The sequence below is a fragment of the Pseudomonas sp. Tn43 genome (assembly GCF_014192635.1).
Classification (GTDB): Bacteria; Pseudomonadota; Gammaproteobacteria; order Pseudomonadales; family Pseudomonadaceae; genus Aquipseudomonas.
In genome coordinates, this window is the sequence record NZ_JACHYG010000001.1 from 713,487 (window position 1) to 734,777 (window position 21,291).

Here is a 21,291-nt window from a genome sequence, read left to right on the forward strand (position 1 = left end):
TCCTTAATTTAGGGGGAGATCAGAGAACCGGGAGGCGATTGCCGCCGTGCGCTCCGCTTTGGTACCGCCGATGTTTCCTTTCGCGGCCCCGCCGCCACCTCCAGCACCGCCGGCCCCGCCGCCAGATGCCTTGCTACCCGCGATCAACGGCGCGAACGCCGTGTCATTTGCGAATTCTGCTTTCAGCTCATCCAGCGTTGCCGCCGAGAGCTTGCCCTGCTGGTCGAGCACGACCACAACAGGCTTCCCGTCGCGCTGCTCGACGCTCAGACGGCGCTCAATGTGCGGCAACAGGGCTTTTGCACTACCCGGGATTGCCAGGGCAGACGCGATATCAGTAGCGGTACGGCCCACGGTCAGATCCCGGATCTGAGTACTCAGCGTTCCACGCTCCTGCTCCAGCATGCCGTTCAGCTCAGCTTCGCGGCGGGTGTACTTTTCGGACCAGGACTTTTCTAGCTCTTCGACGTTGCCGGACTTGCGAGCGGCTTCTTCGCGCTCCAGTCGGGCTTGATCTTCGGCATCCTTGCGAGCTTTCTCAGCGGCTTTCTTCTCGCCGAGCAGTTCTTCAACCTTCGACTTCAGGCCCGAAACGTCTTCGGGTTGCGGCAGGCCTTCAATACCAAGGACGTACTTGCCGTCCTTCTCGGTGTAAAGAGCGCGCACGGATTCATCGACACCATCAAGGCTGTCCAGTTGGAATTTCAGCATTTGTTGTCTCCCAGAGACTTTACGCAGACCCTGTCTGCGGGCATAAAAAAACCCGCCGAGGCGGGTTTCATTTTTTGATTCTGGCTCAAGGCGCCAGCGGGTGATCCGATGTCAAACGATCGCCATCAAGTGTCTCGTAGATTCCCTTACTGACTCGATTGATCGCTCGCCCTTCAGCAGTTCTAAGTTCCAACAGCCCTGGCTCAGTAGCAGAAGGATCATTCAACGTGCCAGCTGGAATTGGATCTTGTATCACCACCAAGTTGACAATGGTCCCATCAGCTTTTCTTGCTGGAAAAGATTTTCTGGACATCGAGCACCTCCATTTAACGAAGGCCTACTATAGCAGCCCGCTCGAAAGCCAGCGGCTCAAGAGCCCGCATTTGCACAAGCGTCAGAGGTTTGAAGTTGCGATCGAGCTGCAGCTCTGAGAATCGTTCGATGCTTAGGCCGCCTTCGCGGAAAAGCTTGGCGCGGACCGGACCGATGGCCTTGTCCTGAAACGCCGCCGGCTGCTGCTTGAGCCAGTCGTAATAGCTGAGGTCTGCCCTCACCTGCTGGGCACCGCCGTCGCCGATGGATGCCCGGGTGGCGTCCTTCGCGAACAACGCACTGAAGCGGGTCACCGCCACCACCGTCGAGCGACAGTTGATGTGGATCGGTGGCCTCGGCCCTTCAATCAGCTTGAACCGCTTCTTGTCGAGCGACCGGCACTGGCTGGTGGTTTTCGAATCCAGCGTGCTGACCCACTCCACCGCCTGCACGACATCGGAGTTCTCTTTCAGCGTCTCCATGCGCGCCTGGGTGGCGACGTGTTGCACCGCGGTTCGGACCACAGCGCCGGCATTCCGGCTGGTCGTGGCCAGGATGCCGTCGTTGTATTTGAGCTCCTTAGTCCCGCGGATGTTCTTGATGATCTGGAAGTTCGTTTGGCCCTCGAAGAAGCCCTGCCGGATCGCGCCAGTGAGGCGTTGTCGCTCGGTGGCGGTAAAGCCATCAATGAAGGACTTGAGCAGCTTGCCGCCATCCGCACCGCGCACACTGAGCGGGTTGGTGAGGATCGCCGCCCTGATGGCAGCCGCACCAGGCACCGCCGCATCAAACGTGACCCCCACCGGTGCCGCCCGGGTCAGGCTGGTCGCTTCGAACTCGGCTTCGTAGTTGGCGATGTCGATCAGGTCGAGATTCAGCTTCGCGCTGTACCGGTTGAAGATGCCCAGTAACAGGCTGTCGACCTCGCTCAGCAATCGTTCCAGCCGGGCGACGGTGTAATCCGTCAGGTCGGCCCGCGTCAGACGCTCACGGATAGAGCGGTCCATCTCCTTGAGGAACGGCCCGAACTTGGCAACCTCCCCTGACTTCAGCTGCTCAAGGAAGACCGCATGCCGAATCGTGGCATCAAGGATTGCCTGGTTGGCTGCCATTCGGAATTACCTCGGTGTCATCGTCCAGGTCTGGCCCGGGGTTCTCAGTCTCCAGTTCGTCGCGGATCTGGTCGTCGGTCTTCTCTGGATCGATCACCCCGCGATCGCGCAGGTACTGCCAGAAGTCGCCCTCTGGCAGCTTGCCGCCCTGCACTGCGTTGAACAGCGCTGAAAGGATTGTCGCGTCCAGGCTGATCTGGCTGAAGTCCTGATTGAGTTTGTAGAGCGTTGCGCCCGAAGCGTTCACAAACTCAGCCATCCAGACCAGACACTGGCTGTAGGCCTCGCTGACGTTGCTCACCACCAGCGATAGAACGCTGTGTTCGGCGGCACTGTCGTTGTCAGCCTGGGTCGCGGTCTTCACCGCGCTGCCCCGCTCGATCAACCGGGCGCCGAGTGACACCATGTCCTCTTTCTTGGCGTCCATTGCCTCTTTGGCCACCGTATTGGGCTGGGCTTGCCAGACGCCACATGATCCATTGACCGGAAGTAGCCAAGGCGCTCGGGAGCCAAGAAAAATTCCGCCTTTCTCCATGTGATCGCGCCACTGCTCATCAAGGCCCGCCATCCACGGTTGAGGCTGGCCCACCAGGTAGGCTGCCTCTTCGTAGTCCGCACTATTGCGGTAATGGCCGATGTTGACCTCGGCCATGTCGTACAGCGGCGAGTCGTCAATGCTGGTGTCGTTGTTCTCGCTGCCGAGGAACTGGAACGGGATAACCCGCCAAGGCTGGCCGAGGCCATTCAGCGGGGTGAAGGGCGCAATGATCATTGCCGTCTGGCTGGAGCCTTCCTCCCACACTTCCTGCGTGTAGACGCCAGCGGTATCGAGGCGCAGTACCCGATACTGAACAACCTGCTCACTGCCAAATCCGTCATCGGTATCAACATCGACCGTTTCGCGCAGCACGACCAGGCTCAGCAGATGCTGACCGCCGACTTGGCGCGTCTTCCAGTTGATGATCGCCTCGGCCGGGTAACTGGCGATGTTCGCCCGGGCTCGTCCGGCTTGTTCGTCTGCCTTGCTCACAGAGCCGGCCACAACAGCCGCGTAATCCACCAGCAGCCCATGGCGGCCGACTTCGAGCAGATGCCCGATCACCGATTGCGACTGCTGGTAAATACTCACGCCCTGCCCGTCGATGTCCTTCGACACATAGTCGAGGGAACCGGGAACAGTCAGCGTTGGCCAGGTGCGAAACACCGCACCCACTAGACTGTGTTTCGTTCGGCCCGTGGCGTTGTAGAACACGGCGCGCTTCTTGTACGCGTCGTAGCGAGCCTTGTTGTCGCTGCTTTCGTCCGAAGCATTGGGCCGCGGCAGGTATCGATCGCCAGCATCCTTGATGGTTTCCGAGCCCTTGCAGACGTCGCGTACCAAGCGCCAGCGGTAATGCGCCGCCTTGTACTCGGGACGGGTGAAAGTGACATCCGTCATCGGGCGACTCCCATTTTCATTGAGGTGACCGGTTTAACGATCGGGTACTCGCGATGGATGAAGTAACCTCCGCCGTCGTTGGCGTGGTCGTTGCCCTGGCTCTTGTCCGGCTCACCGTTGGGTGCCCAGACCTGCTGCTCAAGGCAGTCTGCGTATGTCGGGCACGTGAATGGGTTGACCAGGTAACGCCGCTCGCGCTGAGCATTGCAGAACATGGCGTTCATGGCGTTGATCCGGTCCTTCACAGGCGGGTTGGCCGCTGGCGCGATGACCGTGAAGCCGGCCTGCTTGAGCATGGCGATATCGGTGACGCTGGCGTTCACGGACTTGCGCGAATCACCTGAGGCGTCCGGGTAGATCCTGATCTCGCAGGTCTTCTCGAAGTCGTTGCCGTTGTGGCGCCAGTAGCGTTCCTTGATGCGGCGAATCATGTCCGGCGTGTCATAGCCATCCATCAGCTCATCGACTGCACGGGGAAATCCCTGATCACGCTTGACGTGAGTGATCGCCGCCATCTTGCCGACGTTGAAGTCCATGCCGATGAACAGCGGTTCACCAGACTGCACAGTGTCGAAGCACTGGTTCAGCTTGCGGTCGTATGCGTGGTAGATCGAGCCAGACGTCAGGTTGACGAACTGGCCATTCAGGTAAGCGCGGATCAGTTGCTCGGGATACGACTCCATCAGCGACGGGATGTAGTCGTCCGGCAGGTTCAGCTCGTTGTCGAACGTGCTGGCCTGCACCAGACCGTACATCTCGTTGAGCGCCGGCTTGTCGCGCAACTGCTTTACGAACTGGAGGAATACGAACTTGAAGCCTTCCGGCGTCGTGGTTACGTCCACACCGTTCTTCAACCCCGGCAGGTTGTAGCGCATCCGGGCGATGATCTTGCGCCAGGCCTGCTGCGCCTTGATCGACGTCAGCACGTCCAGTTCGTCCACCAGGGCATGGCCAATTTTGAAGCCGACAATCGTCTGCGGCTTCTCCATCGACCGGCAAATCACAGTGCCGCGATACTGCCGACCGCTATAAATGTGAACCTCATGGTTCGCCTGGTTGATCTTGGTCTTCAGTCCCCAGTCATAGGCCACCTCCTCCACGGTTGGATAGAAGATGTCCCGGATCTGAGGGTAAGTCGGGGCGAAGTAGCCAGCGTTAACGCCGGGCCACTCCATGAAGTGCTTGCACAGCGCCGAGCATCCAACCCAGGTCTTTCCTGAGCCGAACCCTGCAACGAATGCGCGGAATTTATGCGGCAGCGTGAGGAATTTAGCCTGCGGAACGTTAAGGCTCGGCATTCGGCTTCCTCGCATCCACTACATCGACCTGGATGCGGGTCGGGATTGCCGGCTCGTCGTCCGGCTCGTCCTTCCGGTGCCGATTGATGTACATGTCGCCGCTTTCCTTCGCGGCCTGCTCCAAGATCTGCATGGCCAGGCCGATGTTCTTCATCGTCTCGGCCCTTTCCACGAAGCGGTTCATGGCGCGGAGCCTGAAGGCACGGTTGGCGATCGGGATCTCGGCCGTTTCTTCGCGAAAGCGCTTTCGGGTGTCGTGAAACAGCGTCACCCACTTCTTCGCCAGATCTCTCCCGGCGCGCTTGGTGGGGTCTTGTGCCTCGCACTGCTGACGGGTCACTTCAATGCCGAACTCTTCTCGGACAGCCGCTGCAACCTGCGAAGGAGTGTCGAAGCACGCCAGCGCCTGAACCATGAAGCCTTTCACCTCACTGTTCAGGGCTGCCATAGGGTAAATTCCGTCTTAGGTCTGTCAGGGGTCAGGCCAATCTGAGCAGACAGGTTCCGCAGGCCCTCGATATGTTCAATTTCCCCACCTCAGCAGGACTGTTTGCAGCATCCACCAAGGCCTGAACCTCGGGGCTCGCACCATAGCGGCGGACCACACCGACAAACTCTTCGACGTCGTGTCCGCGCATGCACAGCTTCGGCATTCCCTCCTTCGTGAACTTGGGGGCACCGTACTCGTCGTGCTCTTGGGCTATGTGATAAAGCTCGTGTTCGACCAAGGCGCAGAAATCAGCGTCCGAGCACTGGGCGCAGTAGCTGGCATCCAGGGTTATCAGGTAGGACGGCACTCGACCGAACCACTGGGTCATCTGTTGCTCTTGTCTGCCCTTCTGCCATGGTCCACAGCGGAACGTAACTTGTTCGGCCTGGCCAACCACCGTCCGACCCTGCTTGGTGAATCCTCCGGCTGCCCACAACACGGCAAGATCTGCATCGTTCAGATGCTGGTGGTCTTCGTTGTGTAGTTCGCCATCGGGATCGATGATCGTGGAGAACAACCAGTCAGCGACCTCAGGCGCAGGCGCGAAACTGATCGGGTAGTCGTCGCCCTCATTGAACAGGCCGAGGCCCTTTGGTGGCATTGGCCTATTCATTTTTCACCTGTAAGTACGCAAAACCCCGCACTTAGCGGGGTTTGGCTTGATCAACCGAACGACTTATTCGTCTGCGCCCAGCCTATAAAAAATAGATCTTGCGACTTCATATGCATCCCTGTCGTCGTCCCGATGCATCAATTGCACCCTTGCTGACACGGATTCGCCAATACCTCCGCCGGGATAAATCTGCCCATCTTTCGTAACACGCAGAGCCCATACAGCTCTCCACTCAGATTGACCTGTCGCGTTTTCGAAACGTTTTTCAATGACATACAAGCCGAAAATGCCCTCATCGCCAGAACGCAGCTTCAGCGTACCTTTTCCCAAGCCGAAAATTGAGGAGAAGGTGGCAGTAAGGTTGTCTTCAGCGAGGGCAATTTTTACACCCCAATCCCTCTCGAACTGATGCTCCTCATAAATCTCAGCCACCCTTCGCAAGAAGCGCACCGCGTATCCGCTCACTCTGGATGCATCTTGAACAGCGTCAAGCATTGAATCTTTTTGCTCGATCGTTACCGGTTGAAATTCCATATTCACCTCTGGTTAGTTGAAAACCCAGTATGGCTCAGGAAACCATTCGTGCCGTCTCGCTACAAGCTTGGCCATGCAGCAACGCGACGATCAAACCCTGCGGCAGACCAGCAGCCTTGGCCGTGTCGATCGCATTGCCCAGACCTGCGTCCATCTCGTTGATCGCTTTCACGATCTCAGGACTCAACGGCAATGCGTGATGCAGTCGAGGCTTGGCGATCGAGCGCACGAACCACATGAAACCTTGCTGCAGGTTCGTCTTGGCCAGAGCCAGCAGTCGAGGATCAACGCCTTCAATCTGACTGATCTGCTTGAACAGCTTACCCGTGTCAGCTTCAAGCGCCTTGATGGAGTTCATACCGTCAATCTCGGACTGACTCAGGTCACGGTAACCGGTGATTTTCTTGTGCTGGTTGTCCATGGTGCTTTCCTCGTCGCATGTCGCGACACAATTTGCTGATTCGCGAAACGTGTCGCGACACTTGCCATTCGGCGATGAGCACCAGGAGCGCGCCTACTACACTGAGATGTACTACGATTGAGCGGACATGGAGCTACGCGCATGCCGACTAGCACTGTTGTGTTACTCCTTTTCAGTTATGCCCTGCTGATGGTGGTTTTTTTTAAGCTAAATGCTCGAAACAATCGACGCCGCAGAGAGGTTCTTTACGAAGCCTTTGAAACCACAATGCGACTGCATAAGATCAAGTCTTTCGAGATCCTCAAGGAACGTATTTTTATCGGCAACAACTTCCGGCCATCAGAACTGTACCGGGTATTGCTAGACGATTCCGGGCGCTACTTTCTTTACCTGCACGCCAGCAATACACAGCCAACTTTCACGCCGCTGACCGAGGCGCGTGCGCTTCAAGCGGTACAGGGTGAGGTAGGAATTCAGGCATAGACACATCGAAATCTAAGACTTCCTGCGCTCTACCTGCCCCTTGCGCAGATCCGTGTCGCGCCCTATATCTCGTCTGCTTTTCGTTCAGCCCAGCGCTTGCCAAGCTGGCGGGCCTGCTCAACACCCAGCACACCAATGAAGCCAGCCGTTGCGAATGACCAGGCAATGCTGAAGCCGAACTCTTTCACCGTCAGGCCAACCACCATAACGATCAGCGCGCCAAGCGCCGCCTCGATCAATTGACGCAAAGGCTTCGTCTCTTTGCCGTCGTACTGAATGCGGAGCCAAGTCAGGGCGAAGGTCAGCCCCATGGCTAAGCCGTTCTCTCTCAGGGCGGTCAGCACCAACACCCAGAACGACGGGTCTTTTTCTGGCATGTCTGGCATCTCAGGTTCCTCCCTTTCTGGGAGTTAGGAATAAAAAAGCCCGCTCAGTGGCGGGCATATGGCTCCGTGCTATCGTCATTGCCCCTACAACAAAAAGATGGACGGAACCATGGCAAGTTTTATCGTCACTTTTGAGTTTAAGTCCGACGACACGCGCAAGGCTCGATATGACTCGTTCGTGAAGAAAATCAACGAGCTCACCGAGTACAAACACTGGGACGAAACAACGTCCTTTTACTGCTTCGAGCTGGATGTGACAGCAGAAGAGCTTTGCTCTTCCTTGTACGTGGGCAGCGATTTCAACGCAACCAAGGACATCATGGCTGTAATCGATGTCACTAACAAAAAGAAGGCCGTAAAGGGCGCACTGAAGTATCCGAGCTTACTGGATGCTTACCTCGGCTTTTGATTTCAACCGAGCATTAAAGGTCATCTGCGACTCAAGCTCAGAAACGCAAGCCTCGTATCGGGCAAGGGTCTCTTGATTGAGCCGCAGAGCTTCTGCAAGCTGCTTTTCACGAGCAGCGGCTCCGTCATGTAGCTGAGTCACTTCGGCAAGCTTCGCCTCTTGTGCAATCACTGACTCAACAGCCTGGCGATATTTACTCTTCATGCTGTGCTCCAGAAACAAAAAAACCCCTGCGGATGCAGAGTCCCTGAATAGGTGCGCTCGTCTTTCCGAGCTGTCCGCCAAAGACCTTCACTGCGTCGACACCCCATTGCATCGATCTCGCAGATTCAGTCTCGCGCCATCCTGCAGCATGTACGGTCAAGGTGCGCGGGCTGCCGGTGTTGTTTCCGTATGTCGCACTATCCGGCTATCGACATCCAGGCCTTCCGTTAGGCCGCCCTGACTGCGGTGTTGCTTTCTTCGGGTAATAAAAAACCCCGCACATGGGCGGGGCTTAATTGTCCTTTATCAAAATCTCAGGAAATAATGCCAAGCGTGAATCCAGTTACCGCCTGAAGTTTTCCTCTCCATAGGATTCCACTTTTCATAATTAGTGAGCCGTCGCCCGATAGTAAGCTAGCACCATCAAGATGTACGAACTGCGGCGGGCATTCATATTCGTCCCCTTCCGGCAGATCATCACCTTCCGTGCCCTTAGCTGCAAAGCTATCAGCAATATACTGCCAATCGTTATCCGGAAAAGATTGTTCAAATCCAGACTTGAACGACTGACCAAATTTTTCGAAATATTTTTTCCGACTAATCAGGTTTCCTGTCACAACACCGGCCGAGGTGAACAAAGTTATGCCGAAGCTGAAATCAGTTTCGGCATTGTTCACCATGCTTACCAGATGTTGAAGATGGGAGTCAACAGCAGTTCCTTGTATCCCGTAAACCAGCTTAACGGGGTCGGCTACAAACTCGGCGTTATGCTGATAAATGCTTTTCACCGAAGGCTCATTCTGTTCCATGAATCCACTCCATTGCTCGTTCAATTGATGAGCATGGAGCGTATGTGGCTTTTAGCCATATCCGCAAGGAGTATTAAAAACCCGGCGCGAGGGCCGGGTTCAGGTATTCGTGTGCGTGTTGCGTAAATTGCGCACTATGGGAAAAGTACGCGCAATCCCCCGTCATGTCAATATGTTTATGCCGCCTCTTCATCTTTCTCCGCGTGTATCACCTGCCATATTGGCTGCTGCGCCTGAATATCCACTTCCTTTATCACTTCTTTCAGGGATTCCCACAGGTCCAGCCAATCGCGCGTCCAGTTCTTCGGATCAATCGTCACGCCGAAGAAGGTCTGCATCTCGGCGGTGACTCTGGCCGGCCCCCACTCTGCCGCCCCGACTACCTCCCCCTTGTACGATTGCAGAGCTAGAGTCACCAAGTACTGCGCCTTCACGCGCTTGGCCGAAGTAAGGTCTGGCAACCCAGCCTTGGCGGTGATCAGCAGCACCGCATTCATAACGTGGCGCATGGTCATTGCGGGGTGATAGAGGTAGTGCCCGAACTGCTGCACCTGGAACGGAAGCGTGTCGATGGCGCGAAGCACCTTCCCAATGGTGGCCAGGTGCGCGGCGCGGGCGGTGGACCGTCCAATGGGCGTGCGGCGCGTCTCGCTGATGCTGATCTTCTGCCGAACGATCTGGATGCGCTCCTCCTTGTCCTCCCCCAAGGCGGCAAACACCGCCTCATGACGGCGCATCCGGTTGCCGGTCTTCACTGGCGCCGATTCAGCCTTGTCGATGGCCACGGCACTGATCGACACGTTCGATTCGTGCTGCGACTCAGTCCATACCTGTCTTGCGTTGATCAGCTTCATGCTGCTTCCCTCTTCAATTCTCTGGTCTTTGCCCGATATTCGGCCTTGATGGTTTTCAGTTCTTCGATCGTGTAGCGCTTGAGCTCATGCGGCCCTTCGAGCCAGTCCACCTTGTCGGCGCCGATGCGCTTCACCAGCTCGATTCGGTAGTTAACGATGTCGCCGGATTTGTGGTTATTGCACGGCGCGCACTGCTTCCAAACATTGAGCGGCTCGAAGCGCAGCTCAGGGTTCGCTCCCACAGTGCGGTAGTGACCGGCGTGGTATTGACCTTCGTGGTGACGGCCGCAGCTCACGCACGGCAACGCGGCGTCACGCAGGCGAATCCACTCGTTGAATACAACCTGCGTTTCCCGCATGTGATCTGCCCGGCTCTTGAGTTTCTCTTTGCGGGCCTTGATCTCTTTGCGCTCAACCTGAGCCAGTGACTTGCGGGCCTTCTCCTGGTTCACGTCCTTAATCGCAAGGCCGCAGGCCCAACTGCATACCTTTTGCGCGGTGGAGAATGACGGCTTGAAACTCACGCCGCAGGCCGGGTTCTTGCACTTCTTCGCCTTTGCTTCCTTGAGGGCTACGCGCACGGCTCGGCCTCCTTGGCTTTTTGCTGCTGAAGGGTGAAGTCGCCGTGCAGCAGCATCAGCTGCCCAGGCTTGAAGAACCCGTAGCCATCTTCCCCATCTCGGCCGACGATCCAACCGTCATACGGTGCCACCCATAGCTGACCGTCCGGCTCTTCGGCTTTCTGGCCTTTGAGCCGGAAAATGACCAGTTCGACTTCGGACATCGCCGGGATTTGATACTTCGAAACGAGCGTTAGGACCTGGTCGCCCGACTTGAATTGATTGCTCATGCGTAACTCCCCAACTGAGCAGCAGCAGAAAGCGCGTCAGCTTCATTCTCAAAATGTGCGGACAGCACCAAACGCCAACAAGCGTTGAAGACGTCGCGGTAAAGTGGCTCGAATGCGGTGTCATCCATGTTTGCCCAACTGATTGACTTGGCCTCTTTGCGGATTCCCTCCGGGGTGTGCACCAGGTGGAAGTGTCCGGCCTCGATCGTCACCCACTCACGGAAGGCTTCGCGGCTCTTGTCTACTGCCGGGAAACGCTCGGCGCGCGCTGACTCAAGGCCGGTGATGTAAGCCGCAACCGCGTGCGACAGTTGTCCCGGCTTGCCGCTCTGCGCCTCGAAGAACTTGGCCAGGCCCTGAATGCCGCGCATCTCCTGACGCGGAATCAGGCCACCAACCGGCTCCCAGTATTCCCAAGCCAGATCGAGCATCGAGAAAAATTTCCCGTGAAACTTGCCGTTGCGCATGCGAGTGAACTTGCCGTGAATGATCTGGCCTGCCTTCCACTTCTGGACGGTTTCACGGTCAGCTTCGGTGGCCGGCACCAGCCCTTGGGCGGTGCGGATCAATGCGAGCTCAGCCATGAGACGCCCTCCCCGATGCCAGTTCCTCGACCTGCCTCAACAGCAGAGCCCGGCGATCTGCCAGCTCATTGGCTGCCTCGATCCGTATTTCATCCTTCCTTTCAGCGGACGCCGCTCGCATTTCCAACATGGAAGCCTTCACGCCCTGAAGCCTTTCTCGCACCGCCGGTGTCGGCCGGGTCGCTTCACCGGTGATCAACCCTGCCAGCGCGCGACCGTCTTCGGTGACCGGGACCACTCGCATATCGGCCAAGTACTTCTGGCCGTGTTCGTGAGGAATGCGCTGCATCTGCACGGCCTTGGCGATCGCCTCAACTCGGCGGTTGGCGTCGAAGCCCACCGAGACATGCCAGTTGGCTGGTTTGGCATCCTCGCGGGCCTGGCCAACGAAACGCTCGTAGGCACTGATGAAGGCCATGCGGGCACCGACCTTGTCGCCGGCGTCGAGGACAGGTTTCGCAGCGGCCAGGGCCAGTTGGATTTCATCGGTCAGCACCACGGTTTCAAATTCGTCGTTGGTTGTCATGGCGATGGCCCAGGCCTCATCCTTGCCTGGGCGGCCGTCAGCGGCTTGGACCCGCTGGAGAATGGCAGCCAGAGTCAGTTTGCCGTTCAATTCCCGGCGACAGGCCTTCAGTGCACCGGCGACCGCACCGACTGCGTAGTCGGCAAGATCGTCGGCCATCATCTCGGCGGCATCGGCGGTCAGCGACTGACCCAGCACCTCGGCAGTTGCGGTGATGGCCAGGGCCAACTGGGCGACCTGCTCGGGGGTCATGCGCTCACATGAATTCATTTGCCTTCCTCCCTTCGCGATCCATGATCCGGCGGGCCGCGTCTTGGCCGGCGGTGAGGTTCGCTTGCTTGCGCTCGATCTGCTGGGCAGTGGTCGAGTTCATACGGCGGTTGGTGGCCCATTGGGTGTGGTACGCCTCTGCCTTGGCCAACAGGTCACCAATGCCATGGCAGCCGTTGATCAGTCGCGAGTCGTCGATGGTCAGGAAGTAAGCGGCGACGTGGTGGGCAACATCGGCGCCGAGCCGATCAATGAGCTTGCCAAGCTGGCCGCCCACGGTTGCATTCCACACCGGCCAAGTGCCGTAACGCTTCCGGTAGGCCATGGCGTAGTTGGCCCAGGACTTGAACGTTTTGCAGGTCTGGTCTTTCGGCCCTGGCATGTCGGCGGGGATTTCACAGCGCGGCTGCTGGGGAGCGAATGGCACGACCTGACCCGTCACGACCTTGGCGGAAGCCAGGGGCGTAATTGGTTCAATGACCGGTTCCATGACTGATTCAGGAGAGTGACTGGTTCTGGGTGCAGCTGCTGCACTACCCCCTAGTGCAGGAGATTCACTAGGGGATGAACCTGCTGCACTACCCTGGTGAATCTGCTGCACTACCCCTGGTGCAGGAGGTGCACCACCATCAAGAGTCAAAAAGTAAACGTTGGAGGAGTTGCCCTTTGGCCCACCCTTCCGAATTTCCTTGCGGAGCAGTCCCGACTCGCATAAGGCGGTGATGTGGTTCATGACAGAGCGCTTGCTGATCTCGCATTGGTCGGCGATGTGCTGATAGGACGGCCAGCATTCGCCAATATCACTGGCATTGTCGGCCAGCTTGATCAGAACCAGCTTGCGCAACGGATTGCCGACGCGAAGCTTCATCGCTGCGACCATAAGACCCATGCTCATGCTGCACCCCCGGCGAGGACACGGAAATCTATGGCCTGAACGCCTTTCCAGCTATTGCAGGACATGCAAAGGGTTTGAAGATTATCCATAGACGCCACGCCACCCTTGCTCTCAGGAATGACGTGGTCGGCCCTCAAGCGCATCAGCACCGAGCAGCCGCAACGCAGGCAAGCGTGACCATCGCGGGCAAATACCTGGACGCGCAAACTGGAAGGGATCGGCTTTTTTTTCGTCCTGCGCCGAGGGGGTAGCACTGCCGACTGATAAGCACTGATGTAGCCCATGCGATTCGGGTTCCACTCACGTCCTTTTTCCGTGAGTCGAAAACCTTCAGCACAGAGCTCAATCAAACCAGCTTCTTCCAGGGCCTTCAGCATGCGGTAAGCGGTGTCGGGCTTATCAGTGAGCAACGGCAGTTCGTCAACGATCTTGGCCTTGCTCAACGCGCAGTAGATCCCGGTGTCCGTCTTGATTGGATTGGCCCAGCTCAGGCACTCATAGACGAAGGCAAACAGCAGGGCTTGCTGTGCGTTCAGGCCCCACTCCAATGCCTTCGCCTGGTTGATCGTGACGGTGTATTGCATGTCAGGCCTTCCCGACCAGTGCTGCCAATTCGAGGAAACGATCGACGTACCAGTGCGGCTGCGTCTCACGGGGGGATTGAGGGTTGGTGAGGTTCTTGCCGTAGGCAAGGCCCTTCTCAGTCACCGACCAGAAGCCGACGTATTCCTGCTTGGAGTTTTTGCGCTGCATCTCCTTGAGAAAGCCATGTGCAGCCAGTGCGCGGTTGAAGGCAGCAGCGGTGCTGGCGATGCCGTTGTCTTTGATCAGGGCGGTGACGGCCTTGGTAGGCATTGAACTACCGCCGGTGGCGTCTGGTGCGGCGTCGATGGCGTAGCCAGGAAGGAACTGTGCGTCGAGGCCATTGTTCGCAGCGATCTTGGCCAGCATCATCATTTGGCTGGACGGCGCCGGCTTCAGTAGGCGCGTGAAGCACTCCATGATGGCGATCTCGCCAACGACCTTGGTGCCGTTAAGCAGGACCTGATTGCGGGCTTCCTGCTGATGTTCGAGCTCACGCCAGCGGCGAATCACCTTCATGCGCATCTGCGCGCTGTAGCCGGTGAGGAGGCAGTCGGTGTGCTCGCGATCAAGCAGGTACTGCACCTGCTCCCGATTGCGGCCGTCCAGATAGATGTCCTCAAAACTGAGTGCATCTACTTTCAGGTCTTTAAGCATTGCCACAATATCGCGCTTCACGTTGTCGTGGCGCTTCCCAGTGACATTTGCGATCTCGCGGGAAGACATCGTGGTCCGCGACACGTTTTCAGAATTAACAAAACGTGTCGCGACATTGTTCGGGGTATTGCTTGAAATTGGTTGGCTCTGCATAATCGGCCCTCTCTAGTTTTGCGAATCAGCCGACCTTCTCCGTCGGCTTTTTTGTGCCCGGGATTCAGGCAATTTTCAAATTCATTCTGTGCTTGGCGAGCAGCGCTTCAGCCTTTCGGCCCAGCTCCCCTGCCCGCGCTTCAACTTGGCGGCATTGCTTGGCGAACGCCGGCAGATGCGGCAAGTCCTCTTCGCACATCATCTGGTCGTCAAACACTTCGCTGCCGGTGTCGATCACATCGCCCAAGGCGCGGATCAATGCACCGAAGCTTTTGTTCGCGCACTGCTCACTCGGCATTTGACGGGCGCCGATTAAGCCGTGGCGGCTGGCCAGTTCGTTGATGCAGTGGTCGCGGAATTCAGGCTCCAGAGCATTCACCCACGACTCTTCCAGCCAAGACGGCATCTCCTGTTCGCCAGACAGCCAGCGCTGAACGCGTTTGAGCCAGCGGCCGGTGGCCTTAATGAAGTGGCCGGCATTACCGGTCAGCTCAGGCGAGTTGAAATCAGGCACTTCTTTCTTTTTCGCCCGCTCTGGAATCGACAGATGCAGCTCGCGGCTTAGCGCCTGGGCGAAATCGTCCTGGCTCAGGCTGGTGCGGGCGATCTGGTTTGCCGCGTGGGCAACAAGCACCTGGTCACGGGTTTGCACGCTGTGTCTTGGACTGGACGTTTCCATGGGAACTGCTCTCTTCTAATCTGGCTTCAATGGATCGGCGGGCAGGGATGTCGCTAAGCAGCCTGTTCCTTTTTGGTCGCCTTGAACTTGCCCTTGGAAAGAACCTGAATCTGGTATTGGCGGGACTCTGGAATGGACTCCCCCCACATGGTCACGGCGCTCGGACGGATGCCCAGCGCCGCTGCCAGTTTTGTCTTGCTGCCGAAGAATTCGGCGACTTCATGCGTATTCATTGCGCATCCTCATTCGAGCTTCTCGCAATTTCAGCATGCTTAAATTATTGCGTCAACGACGTTTTTCTCCTACTGCATGCTTAAATTCAGTTAACTTAATATTGAGTCCATGGAAAGACATGAACGTATTGCCCGGGCCATCGCGCTCAGTGGGAAAAAGAAGGGTGAAATTGCTTCGCTTTGCGGCGTTGCAAACTCTGCTGTAACCCAGTGGATCACCGGCGAGAGTAAAAGCCTCAGGCCGGAGAACCTGTATGCGCTTGCAAAGGCCACCGGATTTCGTGCCGAGTGGTTGGCCATCGGCGAGGGTAACGAGGTAGAGAAAGCCGACTCAAACGTCGGAGAAGCCCGCCAGCTTGTTGAGTCCTACCGCTACCCGGTAATCAGTTGGGTGGCTGCCGGTGCCTGGGCTGAAGCCGTAGAGCCCTACCCGGCCGGATTCTCGGATCGGTACGAGTTTTCTGAATACGACTCGAAGGGCGCTGCGTTCTGGCTTGAGGTCAAAGGCGACTCGATGACCTCCCCTGTCGGGCAAAGCATCACCGAAGGCACACTGATCCTGGTGGACACCGAAGCCGAGGCAGCACCTGGCAAGCTGGTGATCGCCAAGTTGCCGGAGAGCAATGAGGCTACTTTTAAGAAGCTGGTGAATGACGGCGGCAGGCTTTTTCTAAAGCCACTGAACTCTGGCTACCCGATTGAACCGTTCAATGAGGACTGTCGGATCGTTGGTGTTGTAGTTCGCGCTCTGCAGAAGTTTTAGTGCGCTAGTCCAACAGCAGATTTCGATTCTGGGATATGTGTGGGCGATGTATTCGCGCTGAAGGAATTTCAATGGGAGTGAAGATGCGCATGCCAAAGATTGCTGGCCTCTTGCTGGCGGCACTCCTTTCTGGCTGCAGCAGCGCACCGAAGGAAAAAACGGAATTCGAGAAGCAAATTGACTCGGCGCCGATGCCCACCACAGAGGCTGAACGGCTGAATCAATGCAAAAATCTCAGCGACCTGCTTTCTTTTGAATTGCAGGATATTGCCGGCTTAAATGGGTTTTCTGCTGCTTTCAAGCCTTTTGACCCTTCGAAATCCCTAGCACTTAGCCGGCGTATGGATACGATACGCTGCACCAAAGCAGAAAGACGGAATTGGCTCCAACGTGCAGTCTTAGCAAAATAGATCAAATACACGCTCTGCTGGACGCCGCCCCTCGATGCCAGGGCGGATTGCAGAGGACCAGGCTATCCGAGACAAAATACTCGATCGCGTATTCTGATCAATATCCCAGCGCCGGGCTGTTCCTTTCTGCCTTGCACCCTGGCAGACGCCATCTACACTGACGATAGCTGATGGATCAGCCCCCTTCGACAGAGAGCCCGCCACGTGCGGGCTTTTTGTTGTCGTTTCATGGATGCCCAGATGGGCTGTGCAATAGGAGATGAAATCTATGTACGTAATAATAGATGGATGGGCCCTACCGTACGAGATAAACGGGGTGAGCGCGATCATCGATGCCCTATTTGCATTTGAAGCAACAGAACACAGGCGTGCGATAGCTCAAGACAAGCTGGGTCTGCCTGTTGTTTTTAAGAATGCAAAGCCACCCTCTCCGCCTACTGCGACTCTAAAGCTCAAAATTAACCACCACCTACCCCCTGACGAAAAAATACAGCGCGCACGCGGTATTGTTAATGCATTCCTAAGTGAACACGGAATCGTTCCAATATTTTGCAATAGCGCCGATGTAGTAATTGTCGACGATGACATCGAGTGGCTTAAAGTTGGCCGCAAGCATGATATGGCGACAACACCAACTGAGCGGATTCGTCGCACGGAGGGCTACACGACACAAAACTCAATACAACCGCCTAATTCAAAAGAACAACCCCCGACAGCCAAAGTTTTTATAAATGGAAACAATCACACAATTGGCGCAATTGTGCATGAGATATTCCATAGCATTTCTAGCCCGGCCTTGTCTGATGTGTGGGAAGGGGCTGGGCCGCCCCTAGAAGAGGCTTTGACAGAGTACATGACGTGCGTGGCGAGTCGTCAATATCTGCGACATGACATTGCCGGTGATCCATTATACGAAAGAGGTCTTGGGATTTTACGTGACGGCATCGGTGAAGGTGGGTTTACGGAAGCCGACCTGATACTTGCATATTTTCATTGCACTTCGGAACTGATCAGCCCGATAAGTAAATATTTCTATTTGCACCTAAATAAATGATCAGACATTATCATCAGATATTAATAGAGTTGATCGCGCGAATTATTAATAAGCTCAACTATGACTCTTGATAAATTATCCCCCATGAAAGGAATCGCCCTCCATGCCCACCGAATACTCTCTCCCCGATGTACTTGATCGCATGCATGAAAATCAACACGCCCTGGAGGCTGCCATTATGGAGCTGACTTTACTGGTTGAGAGTCAAGGCGCGATCGAGATAGGCGGTAACATCCGCGGCGCTCTGGATACGATCCGCGAGAACACTGGGCATATCAAACAGGGCCTGGCCAAGCTGAAGGCTCAAGGACCAGACTGATCAAGGCGACCTGCTCCTGGTAAACGTAACAGAGTATGGGCTCGCCAAACGCGGGCTTTTTTGCGCCCGGAGAAAAAGCCCCCTCCCCGCATATGCCTCTTGCCAAAATATGGCAGGAACAATACTGTACATACATACAGTTATTAGCAAGGAGCTTTCTATGTCAAAAATCGCGTCACCCGTATCACAAGCCAGAGATTCATATGAATTGGTTGGTCGGCGCATCCAGCGTCTGATAGCTGCGCCCGGTGTTCAAAAGGTCCAGGCCATAACTGTGACTAGGCTTGAAGCAGAACCCGCTGAAGCATGGCAGCAAGTCCTTCAGGAAATTGAAGAGACCAGCGGGGTAAGCATGGAGCGCCTTGAGAGCGGCGCGGTAAGGATCGGGTGGCGACAGTATTGCGAAGCCTGAAATGAGCCCGCCTTCGAGCGGGCTTTTTGTTGACCACACATTTCAGCAATCTGAATTTATTTATTCAGCATGCTTGACACATTAATTTCAGCTTGCTTAAATTCGTCTCAAGCCAATGCAACATCGGCCCAGCAGCGAAAGCCGCGCCGCTCTTTAACAACCTGCGCCATACACGATTACCCGGCTCACGCTGGGAGGTCAGCCCCGGCCACACCTGTGGGGCGAGAGAAAGTCAGGTGAACAAAATCGCGCTGCCACTACTGGCGACCGGCGATCCGATAGCCCCGAAAGGCTACCAACGCGCAGAACTGCGACGGCGGACGAGGTGTTGACCGAACTGGCGAATGACCCGGTAGGAGGTGCGAGCAACAAGGAATTTTTCACTGATGCACCTGGTTGCCCGGGTGCATTGGGAAAACAACCGGAGCAAACGAAATGGTCATCATCGAAGACGACTTCACAAGCGGCGCACAGGTAAGCATGCAGATGGACAAAGAGGCGGGTGAGCTCTTTGTGTTTCATTGCCCCGACGGTCAGGGCTGCAAAGTCAGCAAATGGCCGCTGGACAGCTACCACATGCCGATCGCAATTGCGCATTACGCAGAATGCTGCGAGTTGGAAAAGGCTGTATGACGATTTCACTGGCTGGCCTTGGCGACAGGGCCAGACGGGAAATCAACCGACAAGCACGGAGCACCAAATGAGCGAGCAAACACTTCAAGCGCTGCTGGCCGAGCGAGTAACTGCATTTGCCGCAAGTGATCAGCCGGCAGCCATCATCGACGAGCATGTGAAAATCATGTTCACCAAGGTGATCGATAGCTGCTTCGGTCGCTATGGCGACGTTGGCAAGCAGGTTGAGGAGGCAATCAAAGCGGCGTTACCAGCCAACCTGACCACTGTTTTCGAATTGACGCGCTACAACGACATGATCGCCAAGGCGCTGAAAGATAAGTGGGAAACCAGCGGCGTAGAGGCGGACATGGTCCGCCGCGCGCAGGTGGCAATTGACGAAGTTTTAACCAAGGATCAGATGCCGGATGTGATCAGTCTCCGAGACCTCATGGACGCTTTCATCGAGGATCATAAGGAAAGCGCTGCCGAGGAGCGCTGGGAGCATCCGGATATCCGTTTCCAAGACTCCGACTACGGGGGCATGCATATCTACTTCGACAAAAAGCCGAGGGACGACTCGTCGCTCTACAGCAGCCGCGAGCGTGACGAGTACAGCCTGGATAACGCCATCCATATCTCATTCAGTAAGCGCGGCACGGATCGTGACGAAAAAGGTCGCGAAGTCGGCACCGTCTACGCCGCCAAAATCGACAACGAGAAGATTGGCCAGACCCTGCGATTCAGAACGAAGTTCGAGAAGCTTCTGGCTGCACTCTACTTCGGCGCTTCCAAGATTCTGGTGGACTGCGAAGAAGACGAATTCAGCTACGGAATTTACGACTGACAACCAGCGCCCCGACAGCCTGTCGTTAACTGCCCGATCCTCTCTATGAGAGCGCATCGGGGTGCGATCTGCCAGGTAAGTAGCTGCTCCAGCTCGAGGGTAGATGAAATGGGTTACGGGTCAGTGATGGCGCCGGCTCAACTGGACGAGACAGATCACACCCCGATGCGGACGAAACTGCGGCCTATAACCGCCCACCTGCATCACCATCGTCCAGTTGGCCAGGTCGTTCATCGCGACGTCAACGCTGGAGCCGGACAGCGTAACCGGCATCCCTTTCCTTCCGACACTCCCGATGGATCGCGCCGAATACCCCGCGGTCAATATATTTAAAAAGGATGCAGGGCGGCCCTCGCCCTAATCCACCTCGCCGATCTGGAGGCGATCATGAACACCACGCATAGTTCTCTGCCTAAACACCACCGCAAGCCGCCTCCAGTGAGTCATAGCCCGCATGATGACGCTCGGTCCGAATGGCTTTACAACGCAGCCGAAGAACTTCTTCGCGGTTGCAGCGTATCGTTCCAACGCCGCATGCACGCTCCGCAAGGCGTGACCGCTGATGAATTCGCCCTGGCAGTGGATGAGTATGTGAACAACCGCCTTGCCGATAGCGACGTGCATACCCCAGCACTGGGCTGGTTGCTGATCAGGGCGGCGATGGGGAGCGCTGACAAGCCCGCCGTGACCGAGCTGCTTGGCAACAGCGACCATCCGCTGGGCAAGCTTGGCGAAATTGCCGAGGGCCTGCTTGAGCCGCTGGCTGATGAAGCTTTGATCGCCCAAGCAGAGGACAACGAGCTGTGAGCCCTCACATCTTGATCGACCAAGCCCTTGATGGAGTAGCCGCGCCTTCCGGCGAAGACATCAGCCTGCTGGTACAGGGGCTGATCACCCGCCTCTTCACCGACGGCGCAATCACCATCGACGAGTTCAACCACTACTGCAAACGGCTGCGAAACATTTGCCAGCAGCGCAAGGAGGCATGATGACGACATCACCAGTCAAAACGCTGATTGACGAGCAGCTCGGCGAGATCGAATCGAAATTGATCTTGCTGGGCTTCGGCCTCCCCTTCAATGAAGTCATCGGTAAGCCGCGGGAAATGCGCGTGGCGAATCTTCCGCAGCGCCTAGCCGCGACGATGAAGGGCGGCCGGATCGCGGTGAGGGTTCGGCCATGAAGCCCGTCTTCTGGCTGCTCACTGCCGGCCTGCTTGTGGTGATGCTGGCCTACAACGTCATCCGAGACGCATCCGGCGTCTGCCAACCACCGCAAGTCGCTCACAGGTTCTTCCAGTGACCAGCCGCCAGCGGGCGCGGCGCCTGCTGATCTGGCGCGGCTCGTTCCCCGCTATCACCGTCCTCGCCT

General features: G+C 56.6%; 33 protein-coding genes and 2 pseudogenes. 12 read left to right on the forward strand and 23 right to left on the reverse strand.

All coding sequences use genetic code 11. From position 1 onward, the window contains the following. Positions 1-3: 3 nt before the first annotated feature. The 9 genes and pseudogenes from FHW68_RS03075 to FHW68_RS03115 all read right to left on the reverse strand — a co-directional run. Entirely contained in the window at positions 4-711 is a 708-nt protein-coding gene (locus tag FHW68_RS03075; protein WP_183678692.1) for a hypothetical protein, read from the reverse strand. 85 nt (positions 712-796) lie between these two features. Further along, positions 797-1,024: a hypothetical protein gene (locus tag FHW68_RS03080; RefSeq protein ID WP_183678694.1), complete on the reverse strand. Its 228-nt coding sequence runs from the start codon at positions 1,022-1,024 to the stop codon at positions 797-799. 13 nt (positions 1,025-1,037) lie between these two features. Then, complete coding sequence (locus FHW68_RS03085) at positions 1,038-2,135, reverse strand: minor capsid protein (RefSeq protein WP_183678696.1); 1,098 nt, start codon at positions 2,133-2,135, stop codon at positions 1,038-1,040. Beyond that, positions 2,110-3,573, reverse strand: a complete 1,464-nt coding sequence (locus FHW68_RS03090) for a DUF4055 domain-containing protein (protein ID WP_183678698.1) — start codon at positions 3,571-3,573, stop codon at positions 2,110-2,112. Before FHW68_RS03090 ends, FHW68_RS03085 begins: the two co-directional genes overlap by 26 nt. Then, positions 3,570-4,871: a terminase large subunit domain-containing protein gene (locus tag FHW68_RS03095; protein WP_183678700.1), complete on the reverse strand. Its 1,302-nt coding sequence runs from the start codon at positions 4,869-4,871 to the stop codon at positions 3,570-3,572. Before FHW68_RS03095 ends, FHW68_RS03090 begins: the two co-directional genes overlap by 4 nt. Beyond that, positions 4,858-5,319 carry a DUF2280 domain-containing protein gene (locus FHW68_RS03100; RefSeq protein ID WP_183678702.1) on the reverse strand — a complete coding sequence of 154 codons (462 nt, stop codon included), beginning with the start codon at positions 5,317-5,319 and terminating at the stop codon, positions 4,858-4,860. The genes FHW68_RS03095 and FHW68_RS03100 overlap by 14 nt, the downstream gene beginning before the upstream one ends. Before the next feature lie 31 nt (positions 5,320-5,350). Beyond that, positions 5,351-5,974, reverse strand: a complete 624-nt coding sequence (locus FHW68_RS03105; protein WP_183678704.1) for a putative metallopeptidase — start codon at positions 5,972-5,974, stop codon at positions 5,351-5,353. 63 nt (positions 5,975-6,037) lie between these two features. Next, on the reverse strand, positions 6,038-6,508 hold the full coding sequence (locus FHW68_RS03110) for a hypothetical protein (RefSeq protein WP_183678706.1): 471 nt from the start codon (positions 6,506-6,508) through the stop codon (positions 6,038-6,040). Between the two features lie 208 nt (positions 6,509-6,716). Beyond that, a pseudogene (locus FHW68_RS03115) lies at positions 6,717-6,929 on the reverse strand (hypothetical protein); the annotation flags it as partial. A 141-nt stretch (positions 6,930-7,070) separates the two neighbouring features. Here FHW68_RS03115 and FHW68_RS03120 point away from each other — a divergent pair. Then, positions 7,071-7,412: a hypothetical protein gene (locus tag FHW68_RS03120; RefSeq protein ID WP_183678708.1), complete on the forward strand. Its 342-nt coding sequence runs from the start codon at positions 7,071-7,073 to the stop codon at positions 7,410-7,412. Between the two features lie 62 nt (positions 7,413-7,474). Here FHW68_RS03120 and FHW68_RS03125 read toward each other — a convergent pair whose 3' ends face one another. Beyond that, positions 7,475-7,798, reverse strand: coding sequence for a phage holin, lambda family (locus FHW68_RS03125; RefSeq protein ID WP_183678709.1), 324 nt, complete (start codon positions 7,796-7,798; stop codon positions 7,475-7,477). Between the two features lie 109 nt (positions 7,799-7,907). Here FHW68_RS03125 and FHW68_RS03130 point away from each other — a divergent pair, with 109 nt between their 5' ends. Further along, positions 7,908-8,207, forward strand: a complete 300-nt coding sequence (locus tag FHW68_RS03130) for a hypothetical protein (protein ID WP_183678711.1) — start codon at positions 7,908-7,910, stop codon at positions 8,205-8,207. Here the strand turns inward: FHW68_RS03130 and FHW68_RS03135 are convergent. From FHW68_RS03135 to FHW68_RS03190, 13 genes and pseudogenes are all read right to left on the reverse strand, one after another. Next, positions 8,181-8,411 (reverse strand): hypothetical protein, encoded by a 231-nt coding sequence (locus FHW68_RS03135; protein ID WP_183678714.1) that lies wholly within the window; start codon positions 8,409-8,411, stop codon positions 8,181-8,183. The genes FHW68_RS03130 and FHW68_RS03135 overlap by 27 nt on opposite strands. A 314-nt stretch (positions 8,412-8,725) precedes the next feature. Further along, positions 8,726-9,220 (reverse strand): hypothetical protein, encoded by a 495-nt coding sequence (locus FHW68_RS03140; RefSeq protein WP_183678715.1) that lies wholly within the window; start codon positions 9,218-9,220, stop codon positions 8,726-8,728. 176 nt (positions 9,221-9,396) lie between these two features. Further along, positions 9,397-10,074, reverse strand: a complete 678-nt coding sequence (locus tag FHW68_RS03145; RefSeq protein WP_183678717.1) for a hypothetical protein — start codon at positions 10,072-10,074, stop codon at positions 9,397-9,399. Beyond that, positions 10,071-10,655: a recombination protein NinG gene (locus tag FHW68_RS03150; RefSeq protein ID WP_183678719.1), complete on the reverse strand. Its 585-nt coding sequence runs from the start codon at positions 10,653-10,655 to the stop codon at positions 10,071-10,073. Before FHW68_RS03150 ends, FHW68_RS03145 begins: the two co-directional genes overlap by 4 nt. Then, positions 10,646-10,924 (reverse strand): hypothetical protein, encoded by a 279-nt coding sequence (locus tag FHW68_RS03155; protein ID WP_183678721.1) that lies wholly within the window; start codon positions 10,922-10,924, stop codon positions 10,646-10,648. The genes FHW68_RS03150 and FHW68_RS03155 overlap by 10 nt, the downstream gene beginning before the upstream one ends. After that, on the reverse strand, positions 10,921-11,508 hold the full coding sequence (locus tag FHW68_RS03160; protein ID WP_183678723.1) for a DUF1367 family protein: 588 nt from the start codon (positions 11,506-11,508) through the stop codon (positions 10,921-10,923). The genes FHW68_RS03155 and FHW68_RS03160 overlap by 4 nt, the downstream gene beginning before the upstream one ends. Next, positions 11,501-12,304 carry a hypothetical protein gene (locus tag FHW68_RS03165; protein WP_260296346.1) on the reverse strand — a complete coding sequence of 268 codons (804 nt, stop codon included), beginning with the start codon at positions 12,302-12,304 and terminating at the stop codon, positions 11,501-11,503. The genes FHW68_RS03160 and FHW68_RS03165 overlap by 8 nt, the downstream gene beginning before the upstream one ends. Further along, positions 12,291-13,199, reverse strand: a complete 909-nt coding sequence (locus FHW68_RS03170) for a helix-turn-helix domain-containing protein (protein ID WP_183678725.1) — start codon at positions 13,197-13,199, stop codon at positions 12,291-12,293. The genes FHW68_RS03165 and FHW68_RS03170 overlap by 14 nt, the downstream gene beginning before the upstream one ends. Further along, complete coding sequence (locus tag FHW68_RS27160) at positions 13,196-13,483, reverse strand: HNH endonuclease (RefSeq protein ID WP_260296355.1); 288 nt, start codon at positions 13,481-13,483, stop codon at positions 13,196-13,198. Before FHW68_RS27160 ends, FHW68_RS03170 begins: the two co-directional genes overlap by 4 nt. Before the next feature lie 9 nt (positions 13,484-13,492). Then, positions 13,493-13,783, reverse strand: a pseudogene (locus FHW68_RS27165) (phage replication protein); the annotation flags it as partial. A gap of 1 nt (position 13,784) precedes the next feature. Further along, the gene (locus tag FHW68_RS03180; protein ID WP_183679026.1) at positions 13,785-14,507 is read right to left on the reverse strand and encodes a Rha family transcriptional regulator; all 723 of its coding nucleotides are present in this window, start codon (positions 14,505-14,507) and stop codon (positions 13,785-13,787) included. 148 nt (positions 14,508-14,655) lie between these two features. Next, positions 14,656-15,270, reverse strand: a complete 615-nt coding sequence (locus tag FHW68_RS03185) for a hypothetical protein (protein WP_183678730.1) — start codon at positions 15,268-15,270, stop codon at positions 14,656-14,658. 53 nt (positions 15,271-15,323) lie between these two features. Next, positions 15,324-15,503: a Cro/CI family transcriptional regulator gene (locus FHW68_RS03190; RefSeq protein WP_183678732.1), complete on the reverse strand. Its 180-nt coding sequence runs from the start codon at positions 15,501-15,503 to the stop codon at positions 15,324-15,326. Positions 15,504-15,612: 109 nt separating this feature from the next. On the opposite strand from FHW68_RS03190, the gene FHW68_RS03195 reads away from it, so the two are divergent. From FHW68_RS03195 to FHW68_RS03240, 10 genes are all read left to right on the forward strand, one after another. Continuing rightward, the gene (locus FHW68_RS03195; RefSeq protein ID WP_183678734.1) at positions 15,613-16,266 is read left to right on the forward strand and encodes a LexA family transcriptional regulator; all 654 of its coding nucleotides are present in this window, start codon (positions 15,613-15,615) and stop codon (positions 16,264-16,266) included. A gap of 71 nt (positions 16,267-16,337) precedes the next feature. Beyond that, positions 16,338-16,676, forward strand: a complete 339-nt coding sequence (locus FHW68_RS03200; protein WP_183678737.1) for a hypothetical protein — start codon at positions 16,338-16,340, stop codon at positions 16,674-16,676. Between the two features lie 316 nt (positions 16,677-16,992). Further along, positions 16,993-17,730 carry a hypothetical protein gene (locus FHW68_RS03205; protein ID WP_183678739.1) on the forward strand — a complete coding sequence of 246 codons (738 nt, stop codon included), beginning with the start codon at positions 16,993-16,995 and terminating at the stop codon, positions 17,728-17,730. A 103-nt stretch (positions 17,731-17,833) separates the two neighbouring features. Next, the gene (locus tag FHW68_RS03210) at positions 17,834-18,049 is read left to right on the forward strand and encodes a hypothetical protein (RefSeq protein ID WP_183678741.1); all 216 of its coding nucleotides are present in this window, start codon (positions 17,834-17,836) and stop codon (positions 18,047-18,049) included. Between the two features lie 160 nt (positions 18,050-18,209). Further along, entirely contained in the window at positions 18,210-18,461 is a 252-nt protein-coding gene (locus tag FHW68_RS03215) for a DUF1654 domain-containing protein (RefSeq protein ID WP_183678743.1), read from the forward strand. A 435-nt stretch (positions 18,462-18,896) separates the two neighbouring features. Next, positions 18,897-19,094: a hypothetical protein gene (locus FHW68_RS03220; protein ID WP_183678745.1), complete on the forward strand. Its 198-nt coding sequence runs from the start codon at positions 18,897-18,899 to the stop codon at positions 19,092-19,094. A gap of 67 nt (positions 19,095-19,161) precedes the next feature. Then, positions 19,162-19,920 carry a hypothetical protein gene (locus tag FHW68_RS03225; protein WP_183678748.1) on the forward strand — a complete coding sequence of 253 codons (759 nt, stop codon included), beginning with the start codon at positions 19,162-19,164 and terminating at the stop codon, positions 19,918-19,920. 387 nt (positions 19,921-20,307) lie between these two features. Next, positions 20,308-20,727 carry a hypothetical protein gene (locus FHW68_RS03230; RefSeq protein WP_183678750.1) on the forward strand — a complete coding sequence of 140 codons (420 nt, stop codon included), beginning with the start codon at positions 20,308-20,310 and terminating at the stop codon, positions 20,725-20,727. Continuing rightward, a complete protein-coding gene (locus FHW68_RS03235; RefSeq protein WP_183678752.1) occupies positions 20,724-20,909 on the forward strand; it encodes a hypothetical protein in 186 nt (61 codons plus the stop codon). Before FHW68_RS03230 ends, FHW68_RS03235 begins: the two co-directional genes overlap by 4 nt. Then, on the forward strand, positions 20,909-21,103 hold the full coding sequence (locus FHW68_RS03240; RefSeq protein ID WP_183678754.1) for a hypothetical protein: 195 nt from the start codon (positions 20,909-20,911) through the stop codon (positions 21,101-21,103). Before FHW68_RS03235 ends, FHW68_RS03240 begins: the two co-directional genes overlap by 1 nt. The last annotated feature ends 188 nt before the right edge of the window (positions 21,104-21,291 follow it).

Coding starts and splice junctions, on each gene's coding strand:
- FHW68_RS03075 (WP_183678692.1), bottom strand. CDS start 711: ATGCTGAAATTCCAACTGGACAGCCTTGATGGTGTCGATGAATCCGTG.
- FHW68_RS03080 (WP_183678694.1), bottom strand. CDS start 1,024: ATGTCCAGAAAATCTTTTCCAGCAAGAAAAGCTGATGGGACCATTGTC.
- FHW68_RS03085 (WP_183678696.1), bottom strand. CDS start 2,135: ATGGCAGCCAACCAGGCAATCCTTGATGCCACGATTCGGCATGCGGTC.
- FHW68_RS03090 (WP_183678698.1), bottom strand. CDS start 3,573: ATGACGGATGTCACTTTCACCCGTCCCGAGTACAAGGCGGCGCATTAC.
- FHW68_RS03095 (WP_183678700.1), bottom strand. CDS start 4,871: ATGCCGAGCCTTAACGTTCCGCAGGCTAAATTCCTCACGCTGCCGCAT.
- FHW68_RS03100 (WP_183678702.1), bottom strand. CDS start 5,319: ATGGCAGCCCTGAACAGTGAGGTGAAAGGCTTCATGGTTCAGGCGCTG.
- FHW68_RS03105 (WP_183678704.1), bottom strand. CDS start 5,974: ATGAATAGGCCAATGCCACCAAAGGGCCTCGGCCTGTTCAATGAGGGC.
- FHW68_RS03110 (WP_183678706.1), bottom strand. CDS start 6,508: ATGGAATTTCAACCGGTAACGATCGAGCAAAAAGATTCAATGCTTGAC.
- FHW68_RS03120 (WP_183678708.1), top strand. CDS start 7,071: ATGCCGACTAGCACTGTTGTGTTACTCCTTTTCAGTTATGCCCTGCTG.
- FHW68_RS03125 (WP_183678709.1), bottom strand. CDS start 7,798: ATGCCAGACATGCCAGAAAAAGACCCGTCGTTCTGGGTGTTGGTGCTG.
- FHW68_RS03130 (WP_183678711.1), top strand. CDS start 7,908: ATGGCAAGTTTTATCGTCACTTTTGAGTTTAAGTCCGACGACACGCGC.
- FHW68_RS03135 (WP_183678714.1), bottom strand. CDS start 8,411: ATGAAGAGTAAATATCGCCAGGCTGTTGAGTCAGTGATTGCACAAGAG.
- FHW68_RS03140 (WP_183678715.1), bottom strand. CDS start 9,220: ATGGAACAGAATGAGCCTTCGGTGAAAAGCATTTATCAGCATAACGCC.
- FHW68_RS03145 (WP_183678717.1), bottom strand. CDS start 10,074: ATGAAGCTGATCAACGCAAGACAGGTATGGACTGAGTCGCAGCACGAA.
- FHW68_RS03155 (WP_183678721.1), bottom strand. CDS start 10,924: ATGAGCAATCAATTCAAGTCGGGCGACCAGGTCCTAACGCTCGTTTCG.
- FHW68_RS03160 (WP_183678723.1), bottom strand. CDS start 11,508: ATGGCTGAGCTCGCATTGATCCGCACCGCCCAAGGGCTGGTGCCGGCC.
- FHW68_RS03165 (WP_260296346.1), bottom strand. CDS start 12,304: ATGAATTCATGTGAGCGCATGACCCCCGAGCAGGTCGCCCAGTTGGCC.
- FHW68_RS03170 (WP_183678725.1), bottom strand. CDS start 13,199: ATGAGCATGGGTCTTATGGTCGCAGCGATGAAGCTTCGCGTCGGCAAT.
- FHW68_RS27160 (WP_260296355.1), bottom strand. CDS start 13,483: ATGGGCTACATCAGTGCTTATCAGTCGGCAGTGCTACCCCCTCGGCGC.
- FHW68_RS03180 (WP_183679026.1), bottom strand. CDS start 14,507: ATGTCTTCCCGCGAGATCGCAAATGTCACTGGGAAGCGCCACGACAAC.
- FHW68_RS03185 (WP_183678730.1), bottom strand. CDS start 15,270: ATGGAAACGTCCAGTCCAAGACACAGCGTGCAAACCCGTGACCAGGTG.
- FHW68_RS03190 (WP_183678732.1), bottom strand. CDS start 15,503: ATGAATACGCATGAAGTCGCCGAATTCTTCGGCAGCAAGACAAAACTG.
- FHW68_RS03195 (WP_183678734.1), top strand. CDS start 15,613: ATGGAAAGACATGAACGTATTGCCCGGGCCATCGCGCTCAGTGGGAAA.
- FHW68_RS03200 (WP_183678737.1), top strand. CDS start 16,338: ATGGGAGTGAAGATGCGCATGCCAAAGATTGCTGGCCTCTTGCTGGCG.
- FHW68_RS03210 (WP_183678741.1), top strand. CDS start 17,834: ATGCCCACCGAATACTCTCTCCCCGATGTACTTGATCGCATGCATGAA.
- FHW68_RS03215 (WP_183678743.1), top strand. CDS start 18,210: ATGTCAAAAATCGCGTCACCCGTATCACAAGCCAGAGATTCATATGAA.
- FHW68_RS03220 (WP_183678745.1), top strand. CDS start 18,897: ATGGTCATCATCGAAGACGACTTCACAAGCGGCGCACAGGTAAGCATG.
- FHW68_RS03225 (WP_183678748.1), top strand. CDS start 19,162: ATGAGCGAGCAAACACTTCAAGCGCTGCTGGCCGAGCGAGTAACTGCA.
- FHW68_RS03230 (WP_183678750.1), top strand. CDS start 20,308: ATGAACACCACGCATAGTTCTCTGCCTAAACACCACCGCAAGCCGCCT.
- FHW68_RS03240 (WP_183678754.1), top strand. CDS start 20,909: ATGACGACATCACCAGTCAAAACGCTGATTGACGAGCAGCTCGGCGAG.